This is a genomic window from Streptomyces antarcticus (assembly GCF_026627255.1).
Lineage (GTDB): Bacteria > Actinomycetota > Actinomycetes > Streptomycetales > Streptomycetaceae > Streptomyces > Streptomyces antarcticus.
The window spans coordinates 260,695-275,262 of the sequence record NZ_JAPNLM010000008.1 but is presented as its reverse complement, the minus strand read 5'-3'; the positions used below and the strand labels follow the sequence as shown (position 1 = coordinate 275,262).

General features: G+C 73.8%; 13 protein-coding genes. 10 read left to right on the top strand and 3 right to left on the bottom strand.

The window, feature by feature from the left end; translation table 11 throughout:
* Positions 1-100: 100 nt before the first annotated feature.
* Positions 101-1,351, bottom strand: coding sequence for a L,D-transpeptidase (locus tag OTB16_RS15465; protein WP_267720766.1), 1,251 nt, complete (start codon positions 1,349-1,351; stop codon positions 101-103).
* A gap of 282 nt (positions 1,352-1,633) precedes the next feature.
* Here OTB16_RS15465 and OTB16_RS15460 point away from each other — a divergent pair, with 282 nt between their 5' ends.
* The 6 genes from OTB16_RS15460 (at position 1,634) to OTB16_RS15435 (ending at position 8,607) form a co-directional block, all read left to right on the top strand.
* Positions 1,634-2,743, top strand: a complete 1,110-nt coding sequence (locus OTB16_RS15460; RefSeq protein WP_267720765.1) for a lipid II:glycine glycyltransferase FemX — start codon at positions 1,634-1,636, stop codon at positions 2,741-2,743.
* Positions 2,744-2,838: 95 nt separating this feature from the next.
* Positions 2,839-4,494 carry a murein biosynthesis integral membrane protein MurJ gene (murJ, locus tag OTB16_RS15455; RefSeq protein WP_267720764.1) on the top strand — a complete coding sequence of 552 codons (1,656 nt, stop codon included), beginning with the start codon at positions 2,839-2,841 and terminating at the stop codon, positions 4,492-4,494.
* A 39-nt stretch (positions 4,495-4,533) separates the two neighbouring features.
* On the top strand, positions 4,534-5,232 hold the full coding sequence (locus OTB16_RS15450; protein WP_267720730.1) for a response regulator transcription factor: 699 nt from the start codon (positions 4,534-4,536) through the stop codon (positions 5,230-5,232).
* On the top strand, positions 5,229-6,677 hold the full coding sequence (locus tag OTB16_RS15445) for a sensor histidine kinase (protein WP_267720729.1): 1,449 nt from the start codon (positions 5,229-5,231) through the stop codon (positions 6,675-6,677). Before OTB16_RS15450 ends, OTB16_RS15445 begins: the two co-directional genes overlap by 4 nt.
* Complete coding sequence (locus OTB16_RS15440) at positions 6,674-7,192, top strand: hypothetical protein (protein WP_267720728.1); 519 nt, start codon at positions 6,674-6,676, stop codon at positions 7,190-7,192. Before OTB16_RS15445 ends, OTB16_RS15440 begins: the two co-directional genes overlap by 4 nt.
* Positions 7,193-7,275: 83 nt before the next feature.
* Positions 7,276-8,607 (top strand): cytochrome P450, encoded by a 1,332-nt coding sequence (locus OTB16_RS15435; protein WP_267720727.1) that lies wholly within the window; start codon positions 7,276-7,278, stop codon positions 8,605-8,607.
* Here OTB16_RS15435 and OTB16_RS15430 read toward each other — a convergent pair.
* On the bottom strand, positions 8,567-9,292 hold the full coding sequence (locus OTB16_RS15430) for a hypothetical protein (RefSeq protein ID WP_267720726.1): 726 nt from the start codon (positions 9,290-9,292) through the stop codon (positions 8,567-8,569). The genes OTB16_RS15435 and OTB16_RS15430 overlap by 41 nt on opposite strands.
* Before the next feature lie 111 nt (positions 9,293-9,403).
* Between OTB16_RS15430 and ggt the strand changes: the two genes are divergently transcribed.
* The gene (gene ggt / locus OTB16_RS15425; protein WP_267720725.1) at positions 9,404-11,209 is read left to right on the top strand and encodes a gamma-glutamyltransferase; all 1,806 of its coding nucleotides are present in this window, start codon (positions 9,404-9,406) and stop codon (positions 11,207-11,209) included.
* A gap of 63 nt (positions 11,210-11,272) precedes the next feature.
* On the opposite strand, the gene map is transcribed toward ggt, so the two are convergent.
* Positions 11,273-12,040 (bottom strand): type I methionyl aminopeptidase, encoded by a 768-nt coding sequence (gene map / locus OTB16_RS15420; protein ID WP_267720724.1) that lies wholly within the window; start codon positions 12,038-12,040, stop codon positions 11,273-11,275.
* Between the two features lie 64 nt (positions 12,041-12,104).
* On the opposite strand from map, the gene OTB16_RS15415 reads away from it, so the two are divergent.
* From OTB16_RS15415 to OTB16_RS15405, 3 genes are all read left to right on the top strand, one after another.
* Positions 12,105-12,386, top strand: coding sequence for a helix-turn-helix domain-containing protein (locus OTB16_RS15415; RefSeq protein ID WP_267720723.1), 282 nt, complete (start codon positions 12,105-12,107; stop codon positions 12,384-12,386).
* Positions 12,387-12,498: 112 nt separating this feature from the next.
* A complete protein-coding gene (locus tag OTB16_RS15410; protein ID WP_267720722.1) occupies positions 12,499-12,879 on the top strand; it encodes a PPOX class F420-dependent oxidoreductase in 381 nt (126 codons plus the stop codon).
* 45 nt (positions 12,880-12,924) lie between these two features.
* Positions 12,925-14,469 (top strand): hypothetical protein, encoded by a 1,545-nt coding sequence (locus tag OTB16_RS15405; RefSeq protein ID WP_267720721.1) that lies wholly within the window; start codon positions 12,925-12,927, stop codon positions 14,467-14,469.
* Positions 14,470-14,568 lie beyond the last annotated feature (99 nt).

Below are 14,568 nucleotides of genomic sequence, written 5' to 3'. Positions count from 1 at the left end.
GTGACCCGACGGTAACGGGGAGGGATTACCGAAGGTAACCCATCGGTAAGTTACGTGGTGGTAACAATTGAACGAGAGTCAGTGATGGGGGCGTCGGGGGTCAGCCGTTCTGGGTGCCCCCGGTCAGTGCGCTCTTGGCCCTCCAGTCGTCCCAGGACAGGTTCCACTCGCCGTAGCCGTTGCCGATCTCCGCGTTGCCCTTGGAGCCGCTGCCGACCACCTCGAAGGGGTCGCCGACCTGGACCTTCGCGTAGAAGCCGCGGGCGTCCGCGTCGCTCATGCCCACACAGCCGGAACTGGTGTTGGCGCGGCCGAAGTTGCCGGAGTTCCACGGGGCGGCGTGGGCGTACATGCCGGACCAGGTCAGCCGCATCGAGAAGTCGACCATCTTGTCGTAGGAGTCGCCCAGGCCGACCGTCTGGGAGTCCATCCGGATGGTGCCCTCCTTCGACATGAGGACCATCTTTCCGGACCAGGACGCCTTCTGCCCGCCGGGAGTTCCGGCCGAGACCGGGATCGTCTCGACCACCTGGCCGTCCTCGCTCACCTTCATCTTCCGGGTGTCGAGGCTGACCTCCATCCGGCGGTCCTTGCCTATCTTGAACTCGGTGGTGTAGTCACGGGCGAAGAGCCCGCCGCCCTTCCCGGAGTCCACGCCGTTCAGGTTCATGTCGACCTTCACGTCGGTGCCGGACTTCCAGTACTCCTTCGGCCGCCAGTCCACGCGGTCCTTGCCGGAGTAGTCCTTGAACCAGCCCCAGGACCCCTCGGTGTTGTCCGAGGAGGTGACCTTCAACTGCTTCTCGACCTCGGCCTTGTTCGTGACCGGGTTGTCGAAGACGAGCGAGACCGGCATGGCGACGCCGACCGTGCTCCCCTTGGGCAGGTTGATCGAGACCTTGTTCACCTTGTCGGCGGGGGAGGTCTTGAACTGGGTGCCCGCGCTCTGGCTGTCGGTGTTCTGCGCCTCCACCTTGTAGTCCGTGCCGGGTGAGGCGTTGCGCTCGGAGGTCCAGGTGCGGCCGTCGTCGGATATCTTCCCCGGCAGCTCCCCGTTCTTGCCGTCGGTGACCTTCACCAGGGCCAGCTTGCCCTCGGCGACCGTCACCGTGACCGGCTCGCCGGCCTTGACCTGATCGCCCGTGAGGTTCACCGAGACGGCCATGTCCGGCTTGGGCTTCAGCTCCGCCTTGCCGCCCCCGGCGGCCGCGTCGCCGCCGCCTCCGCAGGCGGTCAGGGTCGCGGCCAGCAGCGCGGTGCCCGCGGCGGCGGCGTGGCGGACCCGGCGGCGGGACAGGGCGGTACGGCTGGTGCGGCTGGTGCGGCTCAACGAAATCCCCTCCGAAGTCATCATCGTTCGCAAAAGGAGAGCGAACACGGGGACTCTAGGTTGCGCATTCTCCGGAAAATCCCTCCATTTCGGTTGTGACGTGCACCGCAGCGAAACGGTCATCGTCCGGTCACAATCGCCGCGCGGAGCGGTCACCGGCTGCTGTGAGAGTCCTGTCCATCCACGCCCGGACGTACAGGAAGGACGACTGCCGTGTGCGCACTGCTCGTGAACACAGCCCAGCAGCACCATCGACAGGGGCAGGGCCCGGACGCGTCGCGCGGCCGGGACGGGGAGCCCGAGGTGTGCACGCTCTCCCTCGGCGAATACCGGGCGTTCCTCTCCCGGAACCCGCAGGCGAGTTTCCTCCAGTACCCGTCGTGGGCCCGGGTAAAGGACCAATGGCGCTCGGAAAGGGTCGGATGGCACTACCCGAACAGTGAGATCGAGGGGGCCGGACTCGTTCTCTACCGCCAATTCCCCGGAACCCGCAAATACTTCGCCTACCTCCCCGAGGGGCCCGTCGCCGACTGGTCGGACCCGCGCGTGGACCGCTGGCTGACCCCGCTCATGCGCCACCTGAAGGCGGCCGGGGCCTTCGCCGTCCGCATCGGCCCCACACCCGCCTACCGGAGCTGGGACGCGGCCGCCGTCAAGTCCGGCGCCGGGCCCGGCCGGCAGATCTCCGACGTCCTCGCCACCGAGGTCGACCCGGTCGGCGCGGCGCTCGCCGACCGGCTGCGCACCCGCGGCTGGAAGCGCTGCGGCGGCGAGGACGACGGCGACGCCCAGCCCCGCCACGTCTTCCGGGTACCGCTCGCGGGCCGTTCCCGCGACGACCTGTGGGCGGGCCTGAACCAGGAGTGGCGGCGCAACGTGCGCAAGGCGCGGAAGGCGGGCGTGCGGACCGTCGTCGGAACCGCGGCCGGCCTGCCCGAGTTCTACCGGCTGCTGCGGATCACCGAGGAGCGCGACGGGTTCCGCCTCGGCCGCTCACTGGCCTACTACGAGCAGCAGTACGCGGCCCTCAACGCGGAGGAGCCCGGCCGGATGCGGCTCTACCTGGGCGTCCACCAGGGCGAGGTCCTCGCCGCCCACACGATGATCGTGGCCGGCGGCCGGGTCTGGTACCAGACCGGCGCCTCCGCCGACCACCGCCGCGAGGTGCGTCCCAGCAACGCCCTCCAGTGGCGCATGCTGTGCGACGCCCACGACCTCGGAGCGCACGAGTACGACATGCGCGGGGTACCCTCCACCCTTGACCCCGGCGAACGTTCTTTCGGGCTGCTGCGCTGGAAGCTCGGCACCGGCGGAAAGGTAGTCGAGACGCTCGGCGAGTGGGAGACCCCGATGGACGGATACGCCAACGCGGCGCTCTACAAGGCCTTCCAGGCGTACCTGGCCCGCCGGTGAGGAACGGCACCACAGCCGATCCGGGCACCCCGGCCGCGCCCGTACCCGAGTCGGCGCCCGTATTTGAGCCGGCGTCCGTATCCGAGCCGGCGCCGATATCCGAGCCGGCGCCCGTACCCGCGCCCGCGTCCGTACCCGCCAAGGCCTCGGTACTGCGCAGCGGCGCGCTCATGGCGGCCGGTTCGATCGTCTCCCGCGCCACCGGCTTCGTCCGCTCGGCGGTCGTCGTCGCGGCCCTGGGCACCGGCCTGCTCGGCGACGGGTACGCCGTCGCCAACACCGTGCCGAACATCATCTACATGCTGCTCGTCGGCGGCGCGCTGAACGCCGTCTTCGTCCCCGAGCTGGTCCGCGCCGCCAAGGAGCACCGCGACGGCGGGGCCGCCTACACCGACCGGCTGCTGACCGCCTGCACCGCGGCCCTCGTGCTGCTCACCGCGGCCGCCGTCCTCGCCGCCCCGCAGATCGTCGAGGCGTACACCGGCTACGACGGCGCCCAGGCGAGCACGACGGTGGCCCTCGCCCGGTACTGCCTGCCGCAGATCCTCTTCTACGGGCTCTTCACCCTGCTCGGCCAGGTACTGAACGCGCGCGGCCGGTTCGGCGCGATGATGTGGACCCCGGTCCTCAACAACGTCGTCATCATCGGCGTCTTCGGACTCTTCCTGTACGTCTCCCACGGCGCCGCGGACGGGCTCTCCGCCGCCGAGACCCGGCTGCTCGGCCTCGGCACCACCGCCGGCATCGTGATCCAGGCCCTCGCCCTGGTCCCGTCGCTGCGCGCCGCCCGCTTCCGCTGGCGCCCCCGCTTCGACTGGCGCGGCAGCGGCCTCGGCCGGCCGCTGCGCAACGCGGGCTGGCTGGTCATGCTCGTCCTCACCAACCAGATCGCCTACTGGGTCGTCACCCGCCTCTCCACCACCTCGGGAGCGCGTGCCGTCGAGGCGGGCCTCGCCGGGGGCGCCGGCTACACCGCCTACAGCAACGCCTACCAGCTGTGGATCGTCCCGCAGGGCATCATCACCGTCTCCCTCGTCACCGCCCTGATGCCCCGGATGAGCACCGCCGCAGCCGACGGCGATCTCGGCGCCGTCCGCAGGGACGTCTCGTACGCGCTGCGTTCCAGCGCTGCCCTCGTCGTGCCCGCCGCCGCCCTCTTCGCCGCCCTCGCGCCCTGGGTGATCGGCGGCGTCTTCGAGTACGGCCGTACCGGCGCCGCCGACATCGAGGTCATGGCGGGCATCCTCGTCGCCTTCGCGCCCGGCCTGGTCGCCTTCTCCGCTCAGTACGTCCTGTCCCGCGGGTTCTACGCCCTCTCCGACACCCGGACCCCGTTCTTCCTGAACCTGGTCATCGCCGGGCTGAACGCCGCACTGTCGGCCTCCGCCTACTTCCTGCTGCCCCCGCGCTGGGCCGTCACCGGCATGGCCGCCGCCTCCTCCGTGGCCTTCGCGGCGGGGGCCGCCGTCACCGCGCGCACCCTCGCCCGCAGGCTCGGCCCGCGCACCGGCACCCGTACCGCGCGGCGCGCGACCGCCGTACGGACCCACTTGCGGCTGCTGGCCGCCTGCCTCCCGGCCGCCGCCGCCGCGCACGCGGCCGCCCGCGCCTGCGCCCGGTTCGGCGACTTCGCCGCGGCAGGGGCGGGAACCGCCGTACTGGCCCTCGTCGTCGTCCTCCTCGCCCGGCCACTGCGCCTGACGGAGATCACCGATCTGCTGGACTCCCTGCGGCGCAAGACCGGCCGTTAGCGGGAGGAAAGCGATGAACCACCTTGGGATACTGAGCGGATGCCACGCGTACTGCTGATCGAGGACGACCCGTCCATCCGGGAGGGCGTGGGCCTGGGCCTGCGCCGCCGCGGCCACGAGGTGAGCACCGCCGACACCGGCGAGGCGGGCCTCGCCCTGATGGGCGGCTTCCGGCCCGAACTCGTCCTGCTCGACCTGATGCTGCCCGGGATGAACGGCGTACAGGTCTGCCACCGCATCCGCGAGACCAGCGAGGTGCCGATCATCATGCTCACCGCGCGCGGGGACGACTTCGACATCGTCATCGGCCTGGAGGCCGGCGCCGACGACTACATCGTCAAACCCGCCCGCACCGAGGTCATCGAGGCCCGCATCAGGGCCGTGCTGCGCCGGCTGGCCGATCCGTCCGGGGTCCGCCCCGAGGTCGAGCACCACGGCGAACTGGCCATCGACCGCGCCGGGCTCACCGTCGCCCGATCCGGTGACCGGATCGCCCTGGCCCCCAGCGAGCTCAAGCTCCTGCTGCACCTGTCGGCCTCGCCCGAGCAGGTCTTCTCCCGCCAGCAGCTGCTGGAGTACGTGTGGGAGCACAGCTACCACGCCGACGCCCGCCTCGTGGACGCGTGCGTCCGCCGCCTGCGCCACAAGATCGAGGACCCGGACGCGGCGCCCCGATACATACAGACCGTGCGGGGATTCGGCTACCGCTTCGGCCCGGTCCAGGGCGCGCGACGGTGAGACGGATCGCCCCGTTCGGCCTGCGCACCCGGCTGATCGCCGCCTTCCTGCTGGTCGCCGCGATCAGCGCGGTGAGCACGGCCGCCCTCACCTACCAGAAGGCGCGCAACGCGATCCTCGCGCAGAGCCAGGACATGGCCGTCAGCACCCTGCGCGACCAGCTCGACTCCAAGAACCTCCGCATCCCCATGGACCAGGAGACCCTCCAGGCGCTGGTCTCCGAGTTCGCCAAGCGCGGCAAGCCCCGCCCGTGGGCGGTCTTCGGCGAGTACGCGGACCTGCGCGCCTCCTCGCACATCAACCCGCCGACCTCCTCCGTGGTGACCGACGAGCTGCGCCGTCAGGTGGTCTCCGCGAACCCCCACGGAGCCTTCCAGCGGGTGGAGGACGCGAGCGGGACCCCGTACCTCACCGTCGCGATGCCAGCCGTGTTCACCCACCAGGGGAAGCGCGAGCCCACCGGCCTCGTCGTGTACGCCGTGATGCCGCTGACCACCGAGCGGGAGACGGTCGACGCCATGGTCGACGCCGCGAAACAGGGCGCCGTCCCCGGCCTCGCCATCGCCGTCGTCCCCGCGTTGCTCGCCGCGCGCGGCGTACTGCGCCCGGTACGCCACATGCGCCGGGCCGCCGAGCGGCTCGGCCGGGGCCGCCTCGACACCCGGATCGAGGTCAGGGGCGCCGACGAGCTCGCCGGGCTGGCCCGCACGTTCAACGAGACCGCCCGCGCCCTGGAGCAGTCCGTGAGCGAACTCCAGGACGCCGAGGTCAGGGCACGCCGCTTCGCCTCCGACGTCTCGCACGAGTTGCGCACCCCGCTCGCCGGAATGCTCGCCGTCACCGAGGTCCTCGACGAGGACGCCGAGCGCCTCGACCCCGATACCGCCAAGGCCCTGCGGCTGATCAGCGCGGAGACCGGCAAGCTCGCCGACCTCGTCGAGGACCTGATGGAGATCTCCCGCTTCGACGCCCGCGCCGCCGAACTGAACCTCGACGACGTGGACATCGCCGTCGCCGTCACCAAGACCCTCGAACGCCGCCACTGGGACGACGGAAGGGTCACCGCCGAACTGCCGAGCGGCGTGCGCGCGCGGCTCGACCCGCGCCGCTTCGACGTGGTGCTCGCCAACCTCGTCGGCAACGCCCTCCAGCACGGCGGAGCCCCCGTCACCGTGACCGTCACCGCCCTTCCCGGTCCCGACGGCGAGCGGCTGCTGATCGAGGTCGCCGACAGCGGGCCCGGCATCGCCCCCGAGGTGCTGCCGCACATCTTCGACCGGTTCTTCAAGGCCGACGCCGCCCGCACCCGCTCCGCGGGCAGCGGCCTCGGCCTCGCGATCACCCTGGAGAACGCCCGCCTGCACGGCGGCACCCTGTACGCCGCCAACGGACCCGGTGGGGGAGCCGTCCTCACCCTCGACATGCCCCTGGAGGCCGACGCGTGACCCGGCTCCGGAACGCCGCGGCCGCCGTCGCCGCCCTCCTCGGTCCCCCGCTCCTGCTGGCCGGGTGCGGCATCAAGCCCACCGGGGTGGTCGAGAGCGGCGCGGCCGCGAACGTGGTGGTCAACGCGCCCGACCGCGCGGGCGTCGTCTACTTCGTCACGCCCGACGACAAGCTCGTCCCCTCGCCGCAGGTCGACTCCACGCTGCCGTCCCCCGTCGGCACCGTGCTGCGGCTGCTCTCCGGGCCCGGTCCGCAGGAACGGGCCGCCGGGCTCGGCACCCGGCTGCCGGGATGGGAGGGCGGTGCGCCCGCCGCGGTCAGCGTCTCGTTCACGTCCCCCCAGTCCATCGAGGTCAAGGTCCCGTTCACGGTCATGGACCTCCCTGAACTCGCGATGCGCCAGCTGGTCTGCACGGTGGCGTCCGTCGCGGGGAGCGAGATCCCCGACGTACGGGTGACCGTGAGGGGCCCGGGCACCACCCTCTTCGGCGAGAGGTGCGACATCGGCCGCTGAACCCGCCGGGGCCGAACCCGCCGGGGCCGAACCCACCGGGCGCCCCCTTGCGGGCGGTGGCCGCCGGGCGCCACGGTGGCCCCATGGATCACGAGGTTCCCTACGTGCCCGGTGTCCCCAACGTGCCCGGCGTGCCCGGTGTCCCCGAGGCCGACGGCATCCCCGGCGTCTTCGACCCCCGGATCTACGCCGAGGGCATCCCGCACGCCCGCTACCGGCTGCTGCGCGACCACCACCCGGTGGCCTGGCAGCCGGAGCCGGAGATCGCGGGCTGGCCCGCCGGCCCCGGCTTCTGGGCCGTCACCCGGCACGCCGACGTCGTCCGGGTGCTGCGCGGCCACCGGACGTACTCCTCCTGGCTGGGCGCCACCCAGATCCGCGACCCCGACCCCGCCGACCTGCCGTACCTGCGCCGCACCATGCTCAACCAGGATCCGGACAAGGACGCGGGGGACCACGGCCGGCTGCGCCGGCTCGTCTCCCGCGCCTTCACCCCCGCCCGGGTGGAGGCCTTCGCGGAACGGGTCCGCGAGCGGGCCCGTACGCTGCTGCGCGCGGCCCGCGACGGCGCCGCGGACGGGAGCGCCGACCTGGTCCGCACCGTCACCGACGAGTACGCGCTGCTCAACCTCACCGACCTGCTGGGCATCCCCGCCGCGGACCGGGGCCTGCTGCTGGACTGGACCGTACGGGTCATCGGCTACCAGGACCCCGAGGACGCGCCCGCACCCCTGACCGGCCCGGACGGCAAGCCGCTCAACCCGCGCTCGCCGGCCCTGCTCGGCGAGATGTTCGCGTACGCCCGCGAACTGGCCGACCACAAGCGCCGCCGCCCCGGCGACGACGTGATGACCTCGCTGGCGCTGGCCGGACTCGACCCGGCCGAGCTGGAGATGTTCTTCTTCCTGCTCACCGTCGCGGGCAACGACACCGTACGCAGCGCGGCCCCCGGCGGTCTGCTGGCCCTGGCCCGGGACCGCGACGCCTACCGGCGGCTCGCCGACGGCCTGGTCCCGGTGGACCGGGCCGTGGACGAACTCCTGCGCGTCCACCCGCCGGTGCTCAGCTTCCGCCGCACCGCCACCGCCGACACCGAACTGGCCGGCCGTACGGTCCGGGCCGGGGACAAGGTGGTGGTCTTCCACGCCTCGGCCAACCACGACGAGCGGGTGTTCACCGATCCGGCCCGCCTGGACCTCGGCCGCACGCCCAATCCGCACGTCTCCTTCGGCGACGGCCCGCACGTCTGCCTGGGCGCCCACTTCGCCCGGCTCCAGCTGCGGATCCTGCACGAGGAATGGCGCGCCGCCGCCATGCCCGCGCCCGAACTCACCGCCCCGCCGAAGCGGTTGGTGTCGAACTTCATCAACGGGATCACACGGCTGCCGCTGCGGGTGTCCGGGCCGCCTCGGTGACATCGGCGATCAGCTCGGTCACATCCGGCCCGTAGGCATCGGAGTTGACGACCTTCAGCAGCACGCAGAAGGACGAGCGGCCGTACGTGCGGGCCAGCCGCTCGTGCTGCTTGGCCAGGTAACGGGCCGCGGCCTGGTTGCTCGTCGCTGTCTGCCCCGACAGCAGGAACACCGGACGGGAGCCCTGCCCGGTCGTCAGCCGCGCCAGCAGCACGTGCTCGGCCACTCCCTTCTCCCAGCGGTAGGACTCCCCGCCCACCACGATGGCCCCCCGGTCCGGGCCCTGCTCCGCGCTGATGTCCACGCGCACCCCGGGGAGCATGGACGCCAGGTGGGCGGTCGTGCGGGTGTTGGAGACCGGGCCGCCGACGCAGAACTCGGCCCGCTCGCCGAACCCCTGGCGGGCGGTGTCGTGGGTGACGATCTGGACGTTCGCCCCGCAGTCCTTGATCAGGGTGGATATCTCCAGCAGGGCGAAGGCGTCGTTGCGGTGCAGCGACGCATCAGTACCGCCCATCTGCCGGTTGACCACGAACAGGCAGTCCGACCCGGCGGGCAGTCCGAAGAAGGCCTGCTTGCGGCGCAGGGCGCGGCGCCACAGGTAGGTCCGGGAGAACCAGCCGAATCCGCCGCTCACGGCGCTGGCCATCACCCCGAGCACGATGTTGCGCACGTCGTCGTCCATGCGGCGGATGGTAGCCCGCGGCAGGTGTTCCTGACGCGGGGGGTGCGGTGAAGTTAGAGTGCGCAGCCCAGGCCTGGACACGTCCTGACAGGCCGTCGACTGGAGGTACGGATGCGTCGCCCCGCCGCTCGTCAGTTAGCCCTCGTCGCCCTCGCCGGAGCCCTGGTGTCCACGGGCGCCGCGGCCCCGCCGCCCGCCGGCCCCGGGGGGATCCCGGCCAAGGTTCCGGTCGCCGCCGGCTACGGCGGTGCGGTGGCCAGCGTCGACGCGGAGGCCTCCGCCGTCGGCATCGCCGTCCTGCGCTCCGGCGGCAACGCCGTGGACGCGGCGGTCGCCACCGCGGCCGCCCTCGGCGTGACCGAGCCGTACTCGGCGGGCATCGGCGGAGGCGGCTACTTCGTCCACTACGACGCGAAGTCCCGCCGGGTGCAGACCATCGACGGCCGCGAGACCGCCCCGGCGAGCGCCACCCCGGCGCTGTTCCAGGAGAACGGCGTCCCCATCCCCTTCCCGGAGGGCCAGACCAGCGGCCTCGGGGTCGGCGTCCCCGGCACCCCCGCCACGTGGAAGAGCGCCCTCGACAGCTGGGGCAGCCGCCCACTGGGCCAACTGCTGCGCCCCGCCGAGAAGCTGGCCCGCGACGGCTTCACCGTGGACTCCACCTTCCGCGCCCAGACCCAGCAGAACCAGGACCGGTTCAAGGACTTCCCGGCCACCTCGAAGCTGTTCCTGCCCGGCGGCGCCCTGCCGGTGGTCGGGTCCACCTTCAAGAATCCCGACCTGGCCGCCACGTACGCCGAGCTCGCCCGCAAGGGCACCGGCGCGCTCTACCGGGGCCCGATCGCCGAGGACATCGTCCGGGCCGTGCGCAAGCCCCCGGTGGACCCGGCCGCCACCCGGATCGTCCGCCCGGGCGACCTGACGGCCAAGGACCTGAAGACGTACGCGACCAAGCGGCAGGCGCCGACGCGGGTGGGCTACCGGGGCCTGGACGTGTACAGCATGGCGCCCTCCTCCTCCGGTGGGACGACCGTCGGCGAGGCGCTGAACATCCTGGAGCGCACCGACCTCTCGAAGCTCTCCGAGAGCCAGTACCTGCACCGCTTCATCGAGGCCTCGCGGATCTCCTTCGCCGACCGCGGCCGCTGGGTCGGCGACCCGGCCGCCGAGGACGTGCCCACCCGGGAGCTGCTCTCGCAGCGGTTCGCCGACTCGCGCGGCTGCCTGATCAAGCCGGACCGCGCGCTGACCAGTCCGCTGGCCCCCGGTGACCCGCGCGAGCCGGTCGCCTGCGGCGGTACCGGACAGGCCGCCCCGACCACCTACGAAGGCGAGAACACCACGCACCTGACGGTCGCCGACCGCTGGGGCAACGTGGTCTCCTACACCCTGACCATCGAGTCCACCGGCGGCAGCGCCATCACCGTCCCGGGCCGCGGCTTCCTGCTGAACAACGAGCTGACCGACTTCTCCTTCGCCCCGGCGGCCCCCGGGGTCCCGGACCCGAACCTGCCCGGCCCCGGCAAGCGGCCGCGCTCGTCCATGTCCCCGACCATCGTGCTGGAGGACGGGCGTCCGGTGCTCGCGCTGGGTTCGCCGGGCGGCGCCACCATCATCACCACCGTCCTGCAGACCCTGACCGGCCACCTCGACCGCGGGCTGCCGCTCGTGGACGCAATCGCCGCGCCGCGCGCCAGCCAGCGCAACCAGACCACCACCGAGGTGGAGCCCGGGCTGTGGAACAGCCCGCTCCGCGCGCAACTGGAGGCGATCGGCCAGGCCTTCCGGCAGAACCCGGAGATCGGCGCGGCCACCGGCGTCCAGCGGCTGCCCGACGGGCGCTGGCTGGCGGCGGCGGAGACGAGCCGGCGGGGCGGGGGCTCGGCCATGGTCGTCCACCCGCACGGCAGGCCGTAACACCGACGGGGGTGCGACGGGCCGGGGCGGGCGTGCCGCCGCCGGGCCCGTCGCGCCGACGCCTCAGAGGGCGGTGAGGATCCTCGGGCCGTCGGCGGTGATCGCGACCGTGTGCTCCGCGTGCGCGGCCCGGCTGCCGTCGACGGTCCGCAGGGTCCAGCCGTCGCCGTCGCACGTGTAGTCGTCGACCCCGCCGGCGGTCACCATCGGCTCGATGGCGAGCACCAGGCCGGGGCGCAGCTTCATGCCGCGCGCCGGCGGGCCCTCGTTGGGGACGCCCGGGTCCTCGTGCATGGTGCGGCCGATGCCGTGGCCGCCGAAGCCGTCCGGTATGCCGTACCCGGCGGCGCGGCAGACGCTGCCGACGGCGTGGGCGATGTCCCCGATCCGGTTGCCGGGCACGGCGGCGGCGATGCCCGCCGCGAGGGCCGCCTCGGCGGTCGCGATCAGCCGCAGGTCCTCGGGACGGGCCCGGCCCACGGTGAAGCTGACCGCCGCGTCCCCGACCCATCCGTCGAGCTTCGCCCCGCAGTCGATGCTGACCAGGTCCCCGTCGCGGAGCCGGTAGTCGCCGGGGATGCCGTGCACGATCGCGTCGTTGACCGAGGCGCAGATCACCGCCGGGAAGGGTACGGGCGCGAAGCCCGGCCGGTAGCCGAGGAAGGGGGAGGTCGCACCGGCCTCCTGGAGCACCCCGCGCGCCACCTGGTCCAGGTCCCGGAGGGGCACGCCGACCCGCGCGGCCTCCCGTACGGCCGCCAGGGTGTGGGCCACGACGCGGCCGGCGGCGCGCATCTCGTCGATCGACTGGTCTGTCTTCAGTTCCACCATGCCAATAACTATACCGGTATAATTGTAACGGGATAATTGTTGGGGTGGCGGGTATGGTGGGGGCATGGTCCGAACTCCTCTCACCCCCGAAGAGCGCGAGCGCGGCGAGCGCCTCGGCGCGCTGCTGCGCGAAGCGCGCGGCACGCGCAGCATGGTCGAGATCGCGGCGGGCGCCGGCCTCTCGGCCGAGACCCTCCGCAAGATCGAGACCGGCCGGGCCCCGACTCCGGCCTTCTTCACCGTGGCCGCCCTCGCGGGCGTCCTCGGCCTCTCCCTCGACGAGGTCCTGCGCCGCTGCGCCCTTGTACCCGCACCCGCACCCGCGCCGGTGCCGGTGGCGGTCTAGCCCGTACCGGGTGTCGGTGTCGGTGCCGGTCTGGGGCGTCCCTGCCGGAACGTGCCGGACGAGTTCGCCGCCCCCGGGGTGCCGGCGGGGGTCGGCCGCCTAAGGTCGCGGTATGAATCTCGAAGAGCTCGGCCGGGCCCGCTACATCAGCCTCACGACCTACCGCAAAGACGGCACCCCCGTGGCCACCCCGGTGTGGGCGGTGGTCGACGGCGGTGAGCTGTGCGTGTGGACGCGAACCGACACGTGGAAGGTCAAGCGGATCCGCAACGAGGGCCGGGTCAAGGTCGCCCCCTGTGACGTGCGCGGCCGCATCGCCGAGGGCGCGCCCGTGCTGGAGGGCGAGGCCCGGCTGCTGGACGACGCCGGGATGCGGCGGGTGCGGAAGATGATGTCGCGCAAATACACGTGGCAGTTCTGGGCCGTGGACGTCCCCGCCACCCTGTGGCGCCGGGGGAAGCGGCCGCACACCGGGATCGCCGTCAATCTTTGAGACTCCCGTAGCCCGCCCGTAACACGGGTGGGATCCAATGCGGGCATGGAGACCGCGACTGCACGTGTGATCGGGCAACTCGCCGAGTACGTACGCGAATTGACGCAGAGGCTGGATTCCGGGGCGGGCTGGTACGGGGAGTTCCTGCGCCGCGATCCGGAAGGCGTGCGGGCCTGCGTGGAAGGGGCCGCGATTCCGCCGTGGGACGTGGTGGAGTCGCTGCTGCGGGACCTGGCCGGAGTCCGGGGCGCGGAGGCGGCGGCGCGCGAGACCGTATACGCGGGCCGGCTGCGGGCGGCGGCCGTCGCGGCCTGGGACCGGCTGCCGGGCGGGGCCGAGGAGCTGCGGACGCTGCTGGCCGCCGCGGCCAGCCAACGGGCCGACGCCGAGCGGGCGTTGCGGGACCTGACCGCCCGGCTCGGCGGCGCCGCCGACCACGCGGAGGCCGACGCGCTGGGCCGGGAGCTCTCGTGGACCCGGGACGACGCGGCCCGCGCGGCCTCCCGGTACGAGGACCTGCGGGCCCGCCTCGCGGCCCTGCCCCCGGAGGCCGCGGCGCCGTACGGCGAACCGCTGGCGGGGGTGCCGAGGCAGCGGGAAGCGGCGGCGGCCGGGGCCGGGGCACTGGCACCGCAGGCGCCCGCCAACGGAGTGCCCGCCGCCGGGGCGCAGGGTGCGGCGGCCCGGCCGGTCGGGCGGGCCGAGGGCCGCTGGCTGCGCGGGGCCCGCACGTCCGGGGGAGCCCGGTACGCGGGTGCGGCGGCCTTCGCCGCCCCGGTCTTCACCCCGCCGCCGGGCCATCCCGACGGCGGCGTCGCCCCGGCCGGCCCCGGTCCGGACGGCGCCCCGGCCCCGGCGTCGGGCCCGTCCCCGCAGCCGGGCCCGCCCGCCCCCCGCGGCGCCCGCTTCGGCCGCCCCGCGGCCGCGCCCCGGGCCCCGTCCCCGTCCCCCTCGGCCACCCCGTCCGCGCCCGCGGCGGCGTACGGGCCCGACGGCCGGGTGCCGGCTCCGGGGGGCCCGGGTCCGGGTCCGGGCACGGCCCAGGCCGAGGCGCCCGCCCCGGGCCGGTCCACGCGGGCCCTGGTCGGGGAACTGCTCGCGCTGCGCGGCCAGGGGCGTACCGGGGAGGCGCACGCCCTGCTCTGCGAGGCCGCCGCGTGGCCCGCCGACCGGCTGTCCGGACTGGCCGCCGAGCTGGGTCGCGCCGGGCTCTCCGCCGACTGGTCCACCCTGCTGTGGGAGGCCGCCGCCTCACTGCCGCCCGAGCGGCTCGCCGAGCTCGCGGACGCCCTCGGCGAGGCCGGGCGCGAGGCCGACCGCGACCGCCTGCTGCGCCAGGGCGTGGCCCGGCCCGCCGCCGAGATCGCCGACGCGGCCCTCGCGCTCGACGCGGCCGGCCGGGGCCGGGAGGCCGAGGCCCTGCTCGGCGCCTTCGTACGGGTCCGCACCGCCGAGGAGGCCGCCGCCCTCGCACGGCGCGCCCCGCAGTGGTTCGCCCCGCGGCTGCTCCGGGCCGCCGAGGGGCTGTCAGGGACCCGCCGACGGGACCTGGTGCACGCGCTGCGCGTGGCCGGAATCGCCCCCGTGTAGCCGGCGCAAGCGGTGCAAGGGGCCTATACCGGCCGCCCGGTGACCGGAAACGACCGCCGTCCGACGTATCTTGATCGACTACTCCAACCGCGCACGGCG

What these genes read in the sequence shown, in the direction of transcription:
- OTB16_RS15465 (WP_267720766.1), bottom strand. Translation starts at nt 1,351, where the DNA reads ATGACTTCGGAGGGGATTTCGTTGAGCCGCACCAGCCGCACCAGCCGT.
- OTB16_RS15450 (WP_267720730.1), top strand. Translation starts at nt 4,534, where the DNA reads ATGCCACGCGTACTGCTGATCGAGGACGACCCGTCCATCCGGGAGGGC.
- OTB16_RS15435 (WP_267720727.1), top strand. Translation starts at nt 7,276, where the DNA reads ATGGATCACGAGGTTCCCTACGTGCCCGGTGTCCCCAACGTGCCCGGC.
- OTB16_RS15430 (WP_267720726.1), bottom strand. Translation starts at nt 9,292, where the DNA reads ATGGACGACGACGTGCGCAACATCGTGCTCGGGGTGATGGCCAGCGCC.
- ggt (WP_267720725.1), top strand. Translation starts at nt 9,404, where the DNA reads ATGCGTCGCCCCGCCGCTCGTCAGTTAGCCCTCGTCGCCCTCGCCGGA.
- map (WP_267720724.1), bottom strand. Translation starts at nt 12,040, where the DNA reads ATGGTGGAACTGAAGACAGACCAGTCGATCGACGAGATGCGCGCCGCC.
- OTB16_RS15415 (WP_267720723.1), top strand. Translation starts at nt 12,105, where the DNA reads ATGGTCCGAACTCCTCTCACCCCCGAAGAGCGCGAGCGCGGCGAGCGC.
- OTB16_RS15410 (WP_267720722.1), top strand. Translation starts at nt 12,499, where the DNA reads ATGAATCTCGAAGAGCTCGGCCGGGCCCGCTACATCAGCCTCACGACC.
- OTB16_RS15405 (WP_267720721.1), top strand. Translation starts at nt 12,925, where the DNA reads ATGGAGACCGCGACTGCACGTGTGATCGGGCAACTCGCCGAGTACGTA.